Annotated in this window: 18 protein-coding genes and 1 pseudogene; 12 read left to right on the forward strand and 7 right to left on the reverse strand. The window is 64.2% G+C overall.

Annotated features, from left to right (window positions below):
• Window positions 1-90 precede the first annotated feature (90 nt).
• From NO978_RS15350 to NO978_RS15360, 3 genes are all read left to right on the forward strand, one after another.
• Complete coding sequence (locus tag NO978_RS15350) at window positions 91-585, forward strand: YeeE/YedE family protein (protein ID WP_257300469.1); 495 nt, start codon at window positions 91-93, stop codon at window positions 583-585.
• The gene (locus NO978_RS15355) at window positions 582-1,061 is read left to right on the forward strand and encodes a YeeE/YedE family protein (protein ID WP_257300470.1); all 480 of its coding nucleotides are present in this window, start codon (window positions 582-584) and stop codon (window positions 1,059-1,061) included. Before NO978_RS15350 ends, NO978_RS15355 begins: the two co-directional genes overlap by 4 nt.
• Before the next feature lie 81 nt (window positions 1,062-1,142).
• Complete coding sequence (locus NO978_RS15360) at window positions 1,143-1,547, forward strand: helix-turn-helix domain-containing protein (protein ID WP_257300471.1); 405 nt, start codon at window positions 1,143-1,145, stop codon at window positions 1,545-1,547.
• Window positions 1,548-1,637: 90 nt separating this feature from the next.
• Here the strand turns inward: NO978_RS15360 and NO978_RS15365 are convergent, their stop codons facing one another.
• The 3 genes from NO978_RS15365 to NO978_RS15375 are packed head-to-tail and all read right to left on the reverse strand — an operon-like array spanning window position 1,638 to window position 4,421.
• Window positions 1,638-2,732, reverse strand: a complete 1,095-nt coding sequence (locus NO978_RS15365; RefSeq protein ID WP_257300472.1) for an ABC transporter ATP-binding protein — start codon at window positions 2,730-2,732, stop codon at window positions 1,638-1,640.
• Between the two features lie 2 nt (window positions 2,733-2,734).
• Window positions 2,735-3,532 carry an ABC transporter permease gene (locus NO978_RS15370; RefSeq protein ID WP_257300473.1) on the reverse strand — a complete coding sequence of 266 codons (798 nt, stop codon included), beginning with the start codon at window positions 3,530-3,532 and terminating at the stop codon, window positions 2,735-2,737.
• Complete coding sequence (locus tag NO978_RS15375) at window positions 3,516-4,421, reverse strand: extracellular solute-binding protein (protein ID WP_257300474.1); 906 nt, start codon at window positions 4,419-4,421, stop codon at window positions 3,516-3,518. The genes NO978_RS15370 and NO978_RS15375 overlap by 17 nt, the downstream gene beginning before the upstream one ends.
• Before the next feature lie 103 nt (window positions 4,422-4,524).
• On the opposite strand from NO978_RS15375, the gene NO978_RS15380 reads away from it, so the two are divergent.
• Window positions 4,525-5,214: a YqjF family protein gene (locus NO978_RS15380; protein WP_257300475.1), complete on the forward strand. Its 690-nt coding sequence runs from the start codon at window positions 4,525-4,527 to the stop codon at window positions 5,212-5,214.
• On the opposite strand, the pseudogene NO978_RS20015 reads toward NO978_RS15380, so the two are convergent.
• A pseudogene (locus tag NO978_RS20015) lies at window positions 5,215-5,298 on the reverse strand (heptaprenylglyceryl phosphate synthase); the annotation flags it as partial. It abuts the gene before it with no gap.
• Window positions 5,299-5,678: 380 nt separating this feature from the next.
• On the opposite strand from NO978_RS20015, the gene NO978_RS15390 reads away from it, so the two are divergent.
• The 3 genes from NO978_RS15390 (at window position 5,679) to NO978_RS15400 (ending at window position 7,777) form a co-directional block, all read left to right on the forward strand.
• Window positions 5,679-6,005: a hypothetical protein gene (locus NO978_RS15390; protein WP_257300477.1), complete on the forward strand. Its 327-nt coding sequence runs from the start codon at window positions 5,679-5,681 to the stop codon at window positions 6,003-6,005.
• Between the two features lie 489 nt (window positions 6,006-6,494).
• Entirely contained in the window at window positions 6,495-7,370 is an 876-nt protein-coding gene (locus tag NO978_RS15395; RefSeq protein WP_257300478.1) for a ParA family protein, read from the forward strand.
• Complete coding sequence (locus NO978_RS15400) at window positions 7,367-7,777, forward strand: hypothetical protein (protein ID WP_257300479.1); 411 nt, start codon at window positions 7,367-7,369, stop codon at window positions 7,775-7,777. The genes NO978_RS15395 and NO978_RS15400 overlap by 4 nt, the downstream gene beginning before the upstream one ends.
• A gap of 123 nt (window positions 7,778-7,900) precedes the next feature.
• On the opposite strand, the gene NO978_RS15405 is transcribed toward NO978_RS15400, so the two are convergent.
• Window positions 7,901-8,080, reverse strand: a complete 180-nt coding sequence (locus NO978_RS15405; protein WP_257300480.1) for a hypothetical protein — start codon at window positions 8,078-8,080, stop codon at window positions 7,901-7,903.
• A 330-nt stretch (window positions 8,081-8,410) separates the two neighbouring features.
• Between NO978_RS15405 and NO978_RS15410 the strand changes: the two genes are divergently transcribed.
• The 3 genes from NO978_RS15410 to NO978_RS15420 are packed head-to-tail and all read left to right on the forward strand — an operon-like array spanning window position 8,411 to window position 10,217.
• Window positions 8,411-9,352 carry a cation diffusion facilitator family transporter gene (locus NO978_RS15410; RefSeq protein WP_257300481.1) on the forward strand — a complete coding sequence of 314 codons (942 nt, stop codon included), beginning with the start codon at window positions 8,411-8,413 and terminating at the stop codon, window positions 9,350-9,352.
• 5 nt (window positions 9,353-9,357) lie between these two features.
• Window positions 9,358-9,738 carry a hypothetical protein gene (locus NO978_RS15415; protein WP_257300482.1) on the forward strand — a complete coding sequence of 127 codons (381 nt, stop codon included), beginning with the start codon at window positions 9,358-9,360 and terminating at the stop codon, window positions 9,736-9,738.
• Between the two features lie 56 nt (window positions 9,739-9,794).
• On the forward strand, window positions 9,795-10,217 hold the full coding sequence (locus NO978_RS15420) for an STAS/SEC14 domain-containing protein (protein WP_257300483.1): 423 nt from the start codon (window positions 9,795-9,797) through the stop codon (window positions 10,215-10,217).
• 451 nt (window positions 10,218-10,668) lie between these two features.
• On the opposite strand, the gene NO978_RS15425 is transcribed toward NO978_RS15420, so the two are convergent.
• On the reverse strand, window positions 10,669-11,145 hold the full coding sequence (locus NO978_RS15425; protein ID WP_257300484.1) for a hypothetical protein: 477 nt from the start codon (window positions 11,143-11,145) through the stop codon (window positions 10,669-10,671).
• Between the two features lie 316 nt (window positions 11,146-11,461).
• On the opposite strand from NO978_RS15425, the gene NO978_RS15430 reads away from it, so the two are divergent.
• Window positions 11,462-12,904, forward strand: a complete 1,443-nt coding sequence (locus tag NO978_RS15430; RefSeq protein ID WP_257300485.1) for an ATPase domain-containing protein — start codon at window positions 11,462-11,464, stop codon at window positions 12,902-12,904.
• A gap of 29 nt (window positions 12,905-12,933) precedes the next feature.
• Window positions 12,934-15,102: a PAS domain S-box protein gene (locus tag NO978_RS15435; protein WP_257300486.1), complete on the forward strand. Its 2,169-nt coding sequence runs from the start codon at window positions 12,934-12,936 to the stop codon at window positions 15,100-15,102.
• Between the two features lie 135 nt (window positions 15,103-15,237).
• On the opposite strand, the gene ilvA is transcribed toward NO978_RS15435, so the two are convergent.
• Window positions 15,238-16,455 (reverse strand): threonine ammonia-lyase, encoded by a 1,218-nt coding sequence (gene ilvA / locus NO978_RS15440; RefSeq protein ID WP_257300487.1) that lies wholly within the window; start codon window positions 16,453-16,455, stop codon window positions 15,238-15,240.
• Window positions 16,456-16,510: the final 55 nt, after the last annotated feature.

Consider the following 16,510-nt stretch of genomic DNA (forward strand, 5'->3'; position numbering starts at 1 on the left):
CCCGGGGACCCGTGACGACGGTTCGGGCACCGCCGACGGCACCGACCGGCGAATCGACATCCGTATCGACCGCGCGGGTGTGTGCGGCCGATGACCGAACCCATCCCGCTACTCGCGCTGGCAGACCTCTTCCCGCGCGGGATACTCCCATACGCCCTCGGGGGGCTACTCGTCGGCCTCGGAGCATCGATCATCTACCTCTCGACCGGCGTCATCGCAGGGGCGAGCACGTTCCTCGAGAGCACGCTGTCGTACGTCTCCGACATCGACCGCTTCAACCGCTTCACCTACCTCCAGTCCCGCGGGTGGCGGTTCGCCTTCACGGCCGGTATCGTCAGCGGCGCCGCCATCTGGGGGCTCGTGCTCGACCCCGGCATCTGGACCACCGAGGTCCAGTGGTGGCGGCTCCTCGGCGGTGGCTTCCTCGTCGGTATCGGCACCCGCCTGGGGAAGGGTTGTACGTCCGGCCACGGTGTCTGTGGCGTCGGCTCCCTGTCGAACACCTCCATCGTGAACGTCGCAACGTTCATGACCTTCGCCATCGGGACGGCACAGGTCGTCGCCGCACTGGGGGTGAGCCCATGAGCACGACCGAACGGAGCCCGCTGTTCCTGCCCGCCATCTACCTCGGCGGCATCGTCTTCGGCCTCGGACTCGCGATCAGTGGGATGGCCCGTCCAGAGGTCGTGCTGGACTTCCTCCAGTTCGACGACTTCGGGCTGCTGTTCGTGATGGGTGGTGCGGCGGTCGTCACGGGGATCGTCTTCTTCGTGGCGACGACGTTCCTCGACCGTGCGCCGCTCACCGGCGACGAGTACAAGCGCCGCGTGAAGTCCTTCGACCGCAACGTCGTCATCGGTGGCTCCATCTTCGGCGTCGGCTGGGGGCTCTCCGGCATCTGTCCCGGGGCTGCGTACGCCAGCTTCGGCGTCGGCAACTACCCCATCCTCTGGGCCATCGCCGGGATGTTCCTCGGTGCGTACGCCCAGGGCTACTGGCGCTCCAGTCGCTCCGACGACACCGCCGGCCAGAGTGCCGAACGGGCCACCTCCCAGGACTGAGACGGCCGCCCTCCCGGCGTGCAAACAGTATTGTGCGGATTTTGCAAACACTTTTCAGTGGCCACCGCGTAGGTTGCTCAAATGGCTGACTCGATGAACGAGATGCTCCGGTCGGACATGCGTTGCGAGGGCCTGCTGGAGTGCTTCCACGACCTGAAGGGAATCGACAAGCAGATCTTCCAGCTGCTGAACGACGGGGACGAGGCGCTCACCGTCGACGAGATCGCCGAGGAGATCGACCGAGAACGCTCGACTGCGTACCGCGCGGTCCAGCGGCTCCTCTCGGCTGGGTTCCTCCAGAAGGAGCAGGTGAACTACGACCAGGGCGGCTACTACCACGTGTACCGGCCGCGTGACGCCGAGGAGATCGCCCAGGAGATGCAGCGGATGCTGAACGACTGGTACGCAAAGATGGGGAACCTCATCGGCGAGTTCAGCGAGAAGTACGCCGACGAAGGGGCACAGGCCGAACCCGTCGAGACCTGAGCTACTCGCCGAACAGTTTGTCGACGAAGCCCTTCTCGCGCGACCGCTCGGCCAGCAGCACCGAGCACGGGTGGTCAGGTGCGTGTCCTCCTACCCGATGAGGTGAACGTCATCCGCCGAGACGGAGAGTGAGACGCGGTCGTCCACCTGCAGGGCGAGCCGGTCGACGGTTGTCGGCGGGACCGTCGCAGTCAACTCGACGGCGTCGGCCGCCCCTGCCAGGGGAGCGTCCGAATCCGGATTCCCGTCGCTCGTCGTCACGACGACTCGGTACTGGTCCCCTTCGTTCACCAGTCGACGGACCGTGCCGTGGAGACGGTTACGGGAACAGTCCGTCCCTTTCGAGCGACGCCCGAGTTCGAACCGTGCGGGGTGGACGCTGATGGTGAGCGTCTCGCCGAGGTCGATTCCTGCCTCCCTGCCATCGGCGGTCGTCGAGAGCTGTCCGTCCCCGACATCGAGCAGTAGCCGGTCCGCCCCGACCTCGACGACCCTGGCGTCGAGGACGTTCTCGCTGCCGGTGAACCGGGCGACGAACGGCGTTGCCGGTCGCTCCAGCACGTCCGCGGAGCGCCCGACTTGCTCGACCCGGCCGTCGTGCAACACGGCGATCCGGTCGCCGAGCGCGCTCGCCGTCCGCTGGTCGTGGGTCACGTAAACCACCGGAATGTCGAGCGAGGCGAACAGGTCGTGGAGCTCCAGCCGGAGTCGCCGCCTGATGGGTGCGTCGAGGCTCGAGAGCGGCTCGTCGAGCAGCAGTGCGTCGGGGTCTGCGGCGAGTGTGCGGGCCAGTGCTACCCGCTGTCGTTCGCCACCCGACAGCGCCCGTGGTCGGCGGTCGAGGACGTCCGGTATCTCGAGCAGCGTCGCCAGTTCCTGGACGCGCTCGGGGTCGGTCGCCGCATACGCCACGTTCTCCCGGGCGGTCATGTGAGGGAACAGGGCCCCGTCCTGGAACACGACGCCGGTCCTCCGGTCTTCCGGTGGCACCCCGGTGAGGTCACGACCGTCGAGGGAGACCGTGCCGCCGTCGGCACCGACGAGCCCGGCGACCGTCGACAGGAGCGTCGTCTTCCCGCTTCCCGACGGTCCGAGCACCGCCAGCACCTCCTCACCGACCGTCAGGTCGACCGGGCCGAAGGTGAAGTCGCCGTAGCGCGCTCCGAGGGAGTCGAGTTCGAGCATGGTCAGTCGAGAGGGTTGGTGCCGAGTGCGTTCAGGACGACGAGGCTGACGACCGCCACCACGAGGAGGATGACGGCGACCGGGAACGCCTCGGAGAGGCCCGCGGTGCTGAACGAGACCCAGATCTGGACCGGCATCGTCCGGGGGTAGTACGCCAGCATGATGGTCGCGCCGAACTCCCCCATCGCCCGGGCGAACGCGAGGGTGACCCCGGCGAGTACACCCGGCCAGGCGATCGGGAGCGTCACCCGTCGGATGGTCGTCGCTCGACTCTTCCCGAGCGAGCGGGAGGCGGCCTCCAGCTGGTCGTCGACCCCCTCGAACGCTGCCTTCGCCGTGACGACGATGAACGGCGAGGCGACGAACGTCTGGGCGAGGACCACACCGGCGAACGAGCGCGTGAGCGGGAGCCCAGCCGTCGCCGCCAGCTCACCAATGAGCGTGTTCGGCCCGACGACCGTCAACAGCACCATCCCGCTGACGACAGGAGGGAGGACGAGCGGCAGGACGACGAGGGCGGTCAGCAGCGTCTCACGCCGGCCCTCGCTCCGTGCCAGCCGGTACGCGAGCGGGATTCCGAACGTCGCACCGATAGCCGTGCTCACGGTCGACGCCGCTACCGATGTCCCCATGGCCCCGACGACCGACGGGTCGTCCAGCCGCGAGATGACGGTCTCCGGTGGCTGGCTCGCGACGAGCGATAGCACCGGCAGTACGTAGTAACAGAGCAACAGCGCCCCGAGCACTGTCGCGGCCGCGAGCCAGTCCGGCCCGCGTGCCGTCTCAGCGCGTGACGCCATCCGGTGGCTGTCCCGTGTAGCGGGGGTACGGGTCGGGGACGAAGAACCCGAAGTCGATCAGGAAGTCGTCGTAGGTCAGTACCTTGAACACTGCGGTCGTCGCTGCTGTTTTTCGGCGGAGCGTCGCGGCGTAATTGGTCGGGGCCCCGTGGACGACTGTTCCCCCGGGCAGCTCGTAGCTCGTGGTCCCGTACCGGTCGGAGAATGCAGGATCGCCGAGGTCGATGGCTGCCGGGAGGTCGACGAAGTCGTAACCCCTGTCCAAAGCCATGCTCCGGTAGATGAACGCGGCGTCGATGGCGCCCGTCTCGAACTGGCTCACGAGTTGCGTCTCGGGGTACAGCTGGCTCGGGGTAGGAATCGCCGTTCTGAGGTCGGTATCCGTGTCGTAATATCCGGTTGCGAGTTCGAGCGCAAGCAGGGTTCGGTAGCCGAGCGGGTCCAGGTCCGGGTCCGTTCGTCCCAGGGCGACCTCGTCGTCGAGGAGCGGTCGCCACCAGCCGTCCTCGCCCACGTCGGCGACGAGACGGCCACCCTGGCTCTCGGCGTCGTAGGCGAGGACGAGCGAGTTCGTCGCGATCTCGGCGTACCATTCGGGCGTGAGGGTCGACTCGAACAGCGCTGGGTCCGCGACGGCGACGATGTCGGGGTCCTTCTGTCCGTCGGCGACGAGACGGGCGACCCGCGCCGAGCCGTGGGCTTCGACCTCGACGGTCTGGTCGACCCGCTCCCGCAGGCCGTTCTCCAGCGCGTTGTTCAGACTCCCGGCCGCGAGCACCGACACCGCGGACCCACCGCCGAAGACGCCGCTGCAGCCAGCCAGCCCGGCTGTCGCCCCCGCCACCCCGGCGAGAACCGCGCGCCGTCGGGGTGTGGTTCCCGTCGTCATGGCCTCACCTCGGGAGGGTCAGCCAATAAAAGTATCTCACGGACGGACGCCACGTCGGCGCTTCGGCCGAGGAGTTTTGCACGCCGGGGCCTCACATTCAGGTATGCTATCACTGGCGATGGGCTGGCGGCATCTCCTCTTCGACAACTACCCGGTCGAACCCGAAATCGTCGACGCGCACCTGCCCGATGCACTCGATGTGGATACGTTCGACGGGGACGCCTGGCTCTCCGTCGTCCCTTTCACGAACGTCGATGTCCGGCCGAGGGGTGTCCCTGAAGGGTGGGGCATGCCGCTCCCCGAGTTGAACCTTCGGACCTACGTCACCTGTGACGACGAACCCGGAGTCTACTTCTTCAGTCTCGACGCTCAGGGGGTCCTCGGCGTGACGGGCGCACGGCTGTTCCAACACCTTCCCTACTACTACGCCCGAATCTCGCTGGAGGGCGTCGACGGCAAGGTCCGGTTCCTGAGCCGGCGACTCCACCCCGGGGCCAGGCCCGCGGAGTACGAGGCGACGTACTGGCCCAGCGGCGAGGCGTTCGAGGCGCACGAGGACCCGCTTGCACGGTTCCTGCTCGAACGGTACCGGTTCTACACCGAGGCTCCCGACGGAACTGTGCGGTACTCGAACGTCGATCACGAGACCTGGACGCTCTACCCGGCGACCGTCGACGAGCGGACAAACACGCTGTTCGCCGCGGATGGTTTCGACACGCCGGACACCGAGCCGGTCCGGTACTACAGCCCCGGCGTCGACGTGACCGCATCACGGTCGAAGACCTGGGACTGACTACGGGAGCATCTCGCGGAACCGCTCGGGGTCGTCGTGGAAGCAGTCCCCGACGACTGCGTCGGCACCGGCAGCGAGGATCTGGAGGTCGGCGTGGGAGGTTCTCGAGGACGCAGAGGAGCACGTCCGGCGGCTTCGCGCCACCGACCTCGACTGGACGGCGCTGCGTGCGCCACGACCCACCGACGGCGCTCCGACCGGCGACTACCGTGTCGGCGACTTGCATTCTCTATATAGTGAATGGCAGTTTATACTCTCGCGAGATGCCCAAGGTGGGTCCAGCATGAGTGTCATCGAGAGCAACGACGACGGTCCGGAGTCGTCGAGAGTCCTCGTCCCCGCGCTCGCGGCCGCCGTCGGAGCGGGAATCGACCACGTCGTCTTCCTCTCGGTCATCGGTGCGGACAAGAACCCACTGGTCCCCCACGCGACGATCCTGGCTCGACGCGCGTGGTGTCGCAGGGGTGGGAGTCCGATGCTTCCTCGACCATCGAGTCGGAGCGTTCGACCTCACCGGTCCGGAGTCGCTCGACTACCACGAGGTCGCCGCGGTTCTCTCCGCGGAGCTCGACCACCGCGTCACGTACGACCGCCCGGGATTCCTCTCGTTCTGCTTCCGTCGCCTCCGGAGGGAGCACAGCCCGTCGACGGTGCCTGTGATGGCCGGTATTTACACAACCGCGCGACTCGGGTTCGCCGCTCGTGTCACCGACGACATCCGCGGGGTCCTGGGTCGCGAGCCCCGGGACCTCTCCTCGTTCGTCAGGGACCACCGGTCGGCCTGGTCCTAGACGGTGCAGCTCCAACCTCGCCGGGGCCTATCCAGTTCCACTGAATACCGCCCCGGCATACGTATTCGCCGGTTGTGTTCACTGTCTGTATTCATGGCTTATGTTCAGTGCATACATTCATTGAGGTCATTCAGGGTTAGTTCGGGCGGCTAGTCTTGGTTGCTGGCTGTCTTGAACTGTCCCAATACTCGATAGTCACTGGTTCGTGCCCGTACCTACGTTCAGTCGCTGTGAAGACGATGAACGATCGGACGTACAGTTGCCCAGTTCGCTCTTCCCCACAGTGAACACCGCCCGTGTCACTGAATCAGCCACAGTATTTCACCCAACCATTCACGACAAACGTACACCACAACTATTCATTACTTGTGTTCAGTAGTTGTGTTCATTAGTCCCATTCACAAGATGTGTTCAGTAATTGTGCTCAAAGACTGGAACCACGAATGCGTCTGACGAACATTCAAGACGGACGGCTGTGATGGTGCGAGCATGTTAGCGTACTCGACGTACAGCGAGGCCGGCGGGGTCGGCAAGACGACGACCGCCGCCAACCTGGCTGTGGCCCACGCCCGTGCCGGACTGAAACCGCTCGTGGTCCCCCTCGACCCGCAGGACGGCGATCTCTCCCGGCTGTTCGGCGTCGACGACCAGCGGACGGAATCGGTCGACAACATCGTCCGACACATGATCCGACGTCCGAAGGGCGAGTTCGACGACCTCGTCCGGAGCGTCGAGGGCGTCGACATCGTCCCCGAACACAACATGCTCTCGGACCTGGCGGAGTACCTCCAGCGCGAGAAAGACCAGGCCGAAGCGATGGGGGAGGCGTTCGGAATGCACGCCCAGCTGCTCCGCGTGCTGCGCGAGGCGGGCGTGCCGGACGAGTACGACGTGCTCATCTGCGACCCGCCCGCGACCGAGGGACCGCATCTCTACAACGCCATCCACGCGACCCGGTCGCTCGTCATCCCCGTGGAACCAAGTGCCAAAGGCCGCGCCGCGGTCGAGGGCCTCGAGTCCCTCGTCGCCGGCCTGGAGGACCAGCTGGAGGTCGACGTTGGCGTCCTCGGAGCAATCCCAATCGGGTTCAAGAACACCCGCGACCAGCGCACCATCCTCGACGAGATACAGTACCCGATTCCCGAGGTCATCGGGGAGCGCGCGTCGCTGATGGAGGGCTGCTGGATGCAGCAGTGCTCCGCCTACCAGTACGTCCGGGCGCATCGCGACCGACAGCGGGACTACGAGATCGAGACCCTGGCCCAGTTCGACCGCATCGCCCGCCATCTCGAACGGGAGGTCGGACTCGAAGCGCCGAACCCGCCGGAACCCGGCGACGTCGAACACGAGGTGCTGACCGTATGACGGGAATGAAAGAAGGAGCAGGCGAGGACCCCTTCGCGGAGCCCTCGTCGGACGACGGCGATACGTCGTCCACTTCGACCACAGAATCAACGACGAAGTCGAGCGACGATGGTTCCTCGTCGACGTCAGCCGGTAGCGCTGGTGGGTCGGGCCGTCGGACGATGCAGATCCCGTACAAGTTCCGGCGCGACGGGGTTCAGGATGGGCGCGACCGAGTCCCGCTGTTCCTCAAGCCGGACACGAAGAGTGCAGAACGCGATGCCCTCCGTGAGCTAGAGGAGCGCTTCGACGCGGATGTCTCCCTTACGGACCTCCGCGAGGCCCTGATGATGGTCGGACTCGAGCACCTCGACGAGGTCGAGGGCGAGCTGGAGGAGTGGGGCTACGGGATGACGTTCGAGGAGTAGCCTGTTCAGACGGAGCCCCCGAATAAATGAACGGTATATCGCGATATGGAGAGTTGGGGCTGTAGTTGCGAATAGCCCCCAAGTCGTGCATGGGATTTGGGCCAGTTTCCTCCTCTCGGCTGGTCAACGTCCGGGAAAGCCGGGCACGACGGCGGCATAAGCTGACAACTCCCCGTCTTGGGACACAACCTCGCGGACTTCCGCCGCACGTGGGAGATCGTCGAACTCGTCCGCAAGTTCGTCTCCCCTAAAGACATTACCGAGAAGAAGATCTGAGATTTGCTCGACGAACGTACTGGCCATAGGTTGAGTCCTGCGTGATAGCTGTTCAGACAGGCCCCAGCGGCAAGTGAGAGAAAGAGAAAGGGCTCCGCTATCCGACACCGCTTCTTCGGAGTGACTTGCCCACGCTTAATGACTGTTTGAGAGGGGTTTCGAGTACCTACTGTGTAGAGTCACTGAAACGAACTTTTCCCTGATTGGTGCTTCCTGCTGTCTGAATCGACCAATCCCTCCGCGTGTACTGCTGGAATAAGTTAATAACTCAAACCAAATCCATTATTAACACAATATTAATATTTGGACTCTTTTAGCAGTTATTTTAATAAATAGGGTGAGCCCATATGATGGTAGATGAGCGAACACGAGTCGACGCACGCTCACGACGGTTCGTACGACGGGCGTAGACACGGACAAGGTGGCTCGTCCACGAGCAGTCGGAAGCTGGCCGCCGTCTCCGTCATCAACCTCCTCGGCTTCCTCGCCGAACTTGCCGGCGGCATGCTGTTCGGGTCGGTCGCGCTGCTTAGCGACGCCTTCCATATGCTGTTCGACGCGCTAGCGTACGTGATGGCGTTCGCCGCCGCATACGTGGCCGACCACTACGGCGACGGAGAGGAGTGGTCGTATGGCCTTCACCGACTGGAGCCCTTCGCTGCCTTCCTCAACGGCGTCCTGCTGTTGCCGATGGTCGGGTTTATCCTCTGGGAGTCCTACCAGCGGTTCCTCACGCCCATCGAGATCGGAACGGGGCCAACGTTGGCGATTGCGTTCGGTGGGCTGCTCGTCAACGTCGGGTCGGTGTACGTCCTACAAGGCGGGGAGATGAGTCTCAACGAGCGCGGCGCGTTCTATCACCTGCTCGGCGATGCCGGCGGCTCGATTGCCGTCATCGTTTCCACGGTCGTCATCGAGGTGACCGGCATCAGAATCGTCGACCCCATCACGGCCGCCCTCATCGCCGTCGTCGTGACGTTGTCGGCCCTGAAGGTGCTGGGCGGGAGCGGAGCCATCTTCTTCCACCGGACGCCGTTCGGCACGGACGAGATCCGAACGCATCTCCTCGGTGTCGAGGGCGTTGAGGCTGTCGACGACCTGCACGCGTGGCAGATCTGCAGCCAGATCACCGTGGCCACCACGCACGTTGAGACCGATGTGGACACGATGGCAGAGGCCGAGGACGTGACGCGGCGCATCCACGAGGAACTCGCCCACCACGGCGTTGACCACGCCACCGTCGAACTCTGTCCGGCGTACGACGACCGCAGCACCCACCTCAACCACCACACCCACTAACGATGATGCGAGTCACGGAGATCGACGGGAACATCGTCTATACCGAACTCACGACCGATGCGAGTGCCGCGGACTTGGAAGAGTCCTCCGAGCGGGTGATGGACGTCGCCGAGGAACACGACACGGTTCACGTCTACGAACGTGTCCGTCTCTCCGGTACGAACTATCTCTCGATGCACACGAAGGCTTCGGGCGACCTCAAGCATGGGGAGATTGATGATCTGGGGCGAATCGTCGCCGTTGGAGGCGGGGTCTGGATGAATCTCTTCGTGACGCTCTGGGAGATCCCAGTATGGCCGCTGTCTCCCGACGAGATTCGGCACCTCCACCAGAACAGAGGGAAAACGCAGAGGAGTGGATCAAATCTAGCGGGTAGTAAACAGTAATTATGACCACCAATTCTGACACCGAGTTCACGGCTACGGGACGGACGAGTTCCTCCATGTTCGAGACTCTTGAGGCGACCCGCGACGATGTCGTCGCAGTTCGGATGGGGCGAGGCACGCCCGGCGGGTATCGGGAGTTCTACGACCTCCTCGTCGAGAAGACCGACGAGTACGGGACGGTACACGTCTACGAGGAGACGACGGGGTGGAAGCTGGCGACGTATCTCTCGCACCTGCACGGCATCGTCCCCGACCTGCGAACCGGGCCGGATTTCGATATCGGCCGCTACGCCGCTGTCGGTGATTCACGCTGGGCGAAGCTCCTCTATCACCAGTGGCGGGCCATCGCCCCCATCTGGCCGGTCGCCCCGGACGAGATGCGCTACTACGAACTGCAGGAACGCCGCCGAGCCCTTGACTGGGTGACGGCGGGTAATGCCAACCCTGATGGGGAAACCATTCGCCCCTCCAACCGGTGATCGCAGCCGTTCCCCAGCGATTTTGAAATAGCGTTGAACACCGTTCAACCGTGACTATGGCCTCGGATCGGTTCTTCCTCACCGCACTCCTCGCCGATGTTGCCCTGATCATCGGATTCTGGAAACCCGCACGACGCGAGGCGCAGCGCCGGCTCTCCGGCCCTATCTTACGGGAGCAGGACGTCTGCAGTCAGGAAGCACATTAGTTTCCCGTGCATGTGTAAAGAAATGTCCGACATTAGCCGGCATCACAAGGGCCGCTGGCGGACGACCACGGCATCCAGACCCAGGCAGAGACTCGGATAAGAGGTTCTCCCACCCGGGGTGGGCTGATGGGTGCCTCGTAGGTACTCGGAGGACTGTCACGTCAGCCATCCGCTTCGGTTACCGCTTCCGGGACCGCTCACCGTTGCCACTCGCGGCTGCAACATTCCTGCTGGCCTCTACGTCCTTACTCCCCACCGGCTGGCAGGTTATCGTAACGTTGGTAGGCCACGTCCTCCGCGTCGAGTGCACGTGCCGTCTGGTCCACACCGGCGGGAACATCGAGCCCGATGCCGTCGATGTGGTCCTGGTCGTTTTCTGTCGGCTCGAGTTCCCAGTGAGCCCGCAGACGCATCGACCCGTTATCCTGTGCCCAGCCCCGGACGTGTGTCTGCCACCACCCGTACTCGTGGTGACCAACCTCGCGGCGCTCGTACGTGATTCGCGCCAGGTTCAGGTCCTCGCCCCGCTTGTTGTACGAGAACTCCCAGTTGGGCGCGAAGTGCTGGCGGCCAAGCGCCGCCTGCACCTCGTCGAAATCTCCCGACACGACCAGTGCCGGCCCGCTGTGCTCCTGCTTGGTGGCCACGGCTCGCCGGAAGTCGCGGTAGAACGTGCGGAGCGCGTCCCAGAGCGCGTGTCCGATCGTCGTCGGATGGCTCATGGATAAGTTAGTCCACTCGCCAAGCTATTGAATATATGCAGTGGACATCTGGCGGTGTTCAGATAAGGACGAAAACTGGTTCGGCGCGCTCAGCACAACAGGCGGTAATCCTGGCAGATTGAAAGGGCGAAGCGTCTCGGTAAACCCCGGCGACGTAAGTACGAGAGCGAGCAACGCAAGCGAACACGCGCAACGAGTCGGGGGAGCCGAGACCGCCAAGGGCATTCAGCTGCTCCACCACTACAAACTGCTTATCTGAACACTACCCGTACGTAGGCCCACACGTATAAATAACATTGACGTGATAACTACGCGCATGAACTCCTCATCCGGGACGAAAGTAACCTCCGGAGTGACGGGTCTCGACGACATACTCCACGGGGGGCTGCCTTCGGGACAGGCGACTATCGTCTCCGGTGGCCCGGGGTCCGGCAAGACCATCCTCGCACTCCAGTTCCTCGCAGCTGGTGCTTCCGGCCTGTACATCGGGTTCGAGGAGCGGGAGGTCGCGATCAGGGAGAACGCCGCTGGGCTCGGCATCGACCTCTCGGACGTGACGGTGCTGGACCTGAGCGCGGAGGGGGAGCGCTTCTTCGACAACGACTCGTACACGCTCTTCGAGGCCGACGAGGTCGAAGGCGAAGGGATGCTCGAGCGCATCGCCTCGGCCATAGACGAGCAGGAGTACGACCGCCTCGTGATCGACCCGCTCTCGGAGCTCCGGGCACTCCTGCCGGACAATTTCCAGTTCCGTCGCAACATCTCCTCCCTGTTCAACGAGCTGGCCGAGCGCGGCGTGACGACGGTCTGCACCGTTCAGCAGTCGGCTGACGGGCGGAGTTCGGACCTGAAGTTCCTGGGTAACACCACCGTCGAGATATACCGGACGGCCAACCGCCGGACAGTGGAGATAACGAAGTACCGTGGGTCGGGGTTCGCCGGCGGCGAGCACACGTTCAGAATCCAGGGCGGAACCGGGGCTCGCGTCTACCCGAAGCTCGTTCCCGGCGACCACTACCGTGAACACGACCGGGACCAGCTCTCCTCCGGCATCGACCCGTTGGACGACCTCATCGGTGGCGGCCTCGAACGCGGCTCGGTGACGGTTATCTCCGGTCCCTCCGGGGTCGGAAAAACGACGACGGCGTCCCAGTTCCTGCAGGCCGCCGCTGCAGACGGCCAGCGCGCGCTCATCTATCTCTTCGAGGAGCTGGCCCCCGACTACCTTCACCGGGCAGACTCCTTGGACATGGACGTCCGGGACCTCCTCGAGGCAGACCAACTGGAGGTCGAGGAGGTCGAGCCGCTATCTCTGAGTCCCGACGAGTTCTCGTCCCACGTCCGCGGGGCCGTCGAGGAGCGCGACGTGGAGTTCATCGTACTCGATGGCATCGCGGGATACCGGCAGTCCCTCCGGGGCGACGACTCCCAGGCGATGCTCACCCGTGAGCTCCACTCACTCTGTCGGTACTGCAAGCGAATGGGCGTCAGTGTCGTGCTCATCGAAGAGATCAGCGCGGTGACTGGGGAGTTCTCGCCCACGGACAACAAGATAAGCTATCTCGCGGACAACATCGTCTTCCTCCGGTACCTCGAACTCGGCGGTGACATCCACAAGGCCATCGGGGTGCTCAAGAAACGGTACAGCGACTTCGAGAGTACACCCCGCGAGCTGTCGATAGACTCGACAGGACTCGCGGTCGGGTCGCCGCTCACCGGCTACCGTGGGCTCCTCACTGGAACCGTGGAGGAGCCGTGAACGACCACTAATACGATGAAGGACCAAGGATGAGCACACACCGGGACGCCGCGCGAGGCCATGTGGCCCTCGGGCTCGCGAACGAGCGCAATCGCGAACTGCTGAGGGAGCTCCTCGCAGAGTTCGACGTGAACGACGTCGAGGCGTCCGTTCCTGCGGAAACTGATCTCTGTATCGTCGACGAGACGATGCTCGCCCGTTCGACGGAGGTCCTCTCGGAGTGGCAGGGCCAACAACACCCCGCATTCGCGCCCGTGCTCTTGCTGGCGGACCCGGATACCGCTGACCCCTGGCAGCAGTACACCGACGAACTGGGCTGGCTGGTCGACGCGATACTGACCCAACCCACGAAGAAGGCCGCGCTCGTCAACAGGGTGCAGAAGCTCCTCGAGATGCGGGAGATCTCCAGTGAGCTGGCCACCGAACACCAGCTGATCGAACGCGTGTTCGGGACGAGCCCACTCGCGAAGCTCGTCCTCGACAGCGAGGGACGAGTCGTGCGTGCGAACGAGAAACTCGCCGAACTGTTCGGCGAGCGAGTGGACGACCTAGAGGGCAGACGAATCGCGGCCTGGGACTGGCGGGCCTTGGACGAGAACGGAGAGGAGATACCTGCGTCGGAACTCCCCCACTACCGAGCCCTTGAAACGGGGCGACCCGTCTATCAGTACGAACACCGTTGCGAACGGTGCAATGGGGAGATGCTCTGGCTGTCGGTCAACATGGCTCCGATTACCGACTTGGATGGCGACGTCGAGTACGTCGTCGGGTCAATGGAGGACATCACGGTCCGCCGTACCCAACGAGACGAACTCGATCGACAGCTCGACCTCTTCCGGAAGGCACAGGACATCGCCAAGGTTGGCGCCTGGGAGTACGATAGCGCAACTGAGGAGCTCTACTGGACGGAGATGGCCAGCGTGATTCACGGTACCCCAGAGCAAACCCCCCAGCTGGAGGAGTCTTTCGAGTACTTCCATCCCGAGGACCGTCCGACGATGAAAAAGCAGTTCCAGCGGGCGCTCCAGGAGGGGATTCCGTACGATTCCGAGGCCAGATTGGTCGACGATGCCGGCGTCCTCCACTGGGTTCGGGTTCGAGGCCAACCACAGTACGAAGCGGGGGATGTGGTCCGTATCCGCGGCACGATCCAGGACATCACGGACCGTAAGGAACGCGAACTAGAACTGCGGCATATGTCTCGCGCCGTCGACGAGGCACCCATCGGCGTCACGATCTCCGACCCATCGCTCGACGACAACCCGCTCATCTACGTCAACGAGAAATTCTGCGAGATGACCGGCTACTCCCGCGAGGAAGCACTCGGTCGGAACTGCCGATTCCTCCAGGGCGACCTCACCGACGAGCGTACCGTAGAGCGGGTACGAAACGCTATCGAGGCCCAAGAGCCAGTCTCGGTGGTCCTCCGGAACTACCGGGATGACGGGACCGAGTTCTGGAACAATCTGCAAGTCGCCCCCGTCAGAGACGAGGACGGGGAACTCGTCAACTTCATCGGCTTTCAGCAGGACGTCAGTGACCGCGTCGAACGTGACCGGCAGCTCACCACCCTCGACCGGTATCTGCGCCACAACCTCCGCAACGAGATGTCAATCGTTCAGGGGCTCGCCGAGCAGATACAGACTGAAGGTGATGCTCAGCTGTCGACCTACGCCGACGAGATCCAGTCGTCGGTCGAGTCGCTGCTCGGAAACGTCGAGAAACAGCGCCGAATCGTCCAGATTCTACAAGAGGACGCCCAGTTTCAGGAATTCGACCTCATCTCGCTGCTCGACTCCATTGTCGACGAGTACAGGAGCGTTTATCCGGACGCGGAGATCTCGCTGTCCGGACCCGACTCGGTGACTGTCAGCGCGACCGAGCAGTTGCCGGAAGTGTTCTCGGAACTCGTCGAAAACGCGGTTCGGCACGACGATACCGAATCCCCGAGGGTCTCCATTGAGGTGACATCCGAAGCGGGGCACGTGACCGTCGAGGTGGCCGACGATGGCCCCGGTATCCCCGACATGGACGTGAACGTGCTGACCGGGGTTGAGGACGAGACGGCCATCTACCACGGAGATGGGCTCGGACTGTGGCTGGTGTACCTCGTGCTTCACCGCTCTCGCGGAAGCGTTCATTACACAGAGAACGACCCGAGAGGTGCCGTGGTGTCGGTCGTCCTGTCCACCGGCTGAACGGCCCGCCGGTAGCCAGTGCGCGAACATTCGAACGGTCGGACGTGTTCCCGTTCGAACTCGAGGAGCTACTGACAGCTACGGGTGAGGGATGAGGGGACGGTTCGCGGTCTCGGTTCTGGAAGCTCGGTGTCCTCAGTTCAGCAGCTCCACGTCGTAGTCGGCGTTCCGGAGGCTCTCGAGGATGCGCTCTGTTTGCCCGGTCCCGCTCGTCTGGACGTGGAACTGGAGGTAGGCGTCGCCGACGTCGAGCTCCTTCGCGGAGCGTTCGTGCTCGACGTCGTGGATGTTCGCGCCGCTATCGGCGATGAGTTCGGAGACCCGGCTCATCTCGCCCGGACGGTCCACGATATGCACCTGCAGGTGTACGAGCTGGTTCCGGTGGGTGAGCCCGTGGGTCAACACCGTCTGGAGGTCGGTCATGCTGAGGTTCCCGCCACAGAGCAGCGGGACGACGACCTCGTCACTCACGTCGAGTCGGTCGCTCCGGACCGCGGCGACGGAGGCAGCGCCGGCCCCTTCGACCATCTGTTTCGTGCGTTCCAGCAGGAAGAGCACGCTCTCGGCGATCTCGGTGTCGGTGACGGTGACGACCTCGTCGACGTACGCGTCGATGAGTTCGTACGTCAGTTCGGAGATGCCGCCGGTGGCGATCCCGTCCGCGATCGTCTGCATGGAGTCGATGGTGACCGGCCCACCTTTGTCGAGGCTTTCGGGGACGGTGGCGGCGGACTCCGCCTGCACGCCGACGATGCGCGTCTCGGGCGACCGGGCCGCGACGGCGGTCGCGATGCCGCCGATGAGCCCACCGCCGCCGATGGGGACGACGACCGTGTCGGCGTCGGGCACCTGCTCGACGAGTTCGAGTCCCAGGGTTCCCTGTCCGGCGACGATATCGGGGTCGTCGTACGCGTGGACGAACACGCTGTCGTCGTCGACGAGGGTCTTCGCGTGGGCCATCGCGGCCTGGAAGTCGGCACCGTGCAGGACGACCTCCGCCCCGTACCCCTCGGTGGCGTCGATCTTCGCCTGGGGTGCGCCCCTGGGCATGACGATGGTCGCCTCGAGGCCGACCTTCGTCGCAGCGAGTGCGACACCCTGTGCGTGATTCCCTGCGCTGGCCGCGACGGCACGCGTGGCATCGCTGTCCGAGGCGGCGACCTGTGTGAGCTTGTTGTACGCGCCGCGAGTCTTGAACGAGCCGGTGCGCTGGAGATGCTCCATCTTCAGCCGGACTTCTGCCCGTGTCTCGGCGGCGAGCGAGCGGTTCGTCTCGATGGGTGTCTCCCGGACGACGGACTCGTCGTCCAGCCGGTCGCGTGCGTCTTCGATGTCTGCTACCGTGACCTGCATGGCGGTGATTGGTACAGACCAACGGAGCGGCCGGCATAAAACTACATACCCGTTT

Source organism: Haloarchaeobius sp. FL176 (assembly GCF_024609245.1).
In the GTDB taxonomy this organism is placed as follows: Archaea; Halobacteriota; Halobacteria; order Halobacteriales; family Natrialbaceae; genus Haloarchaeobius.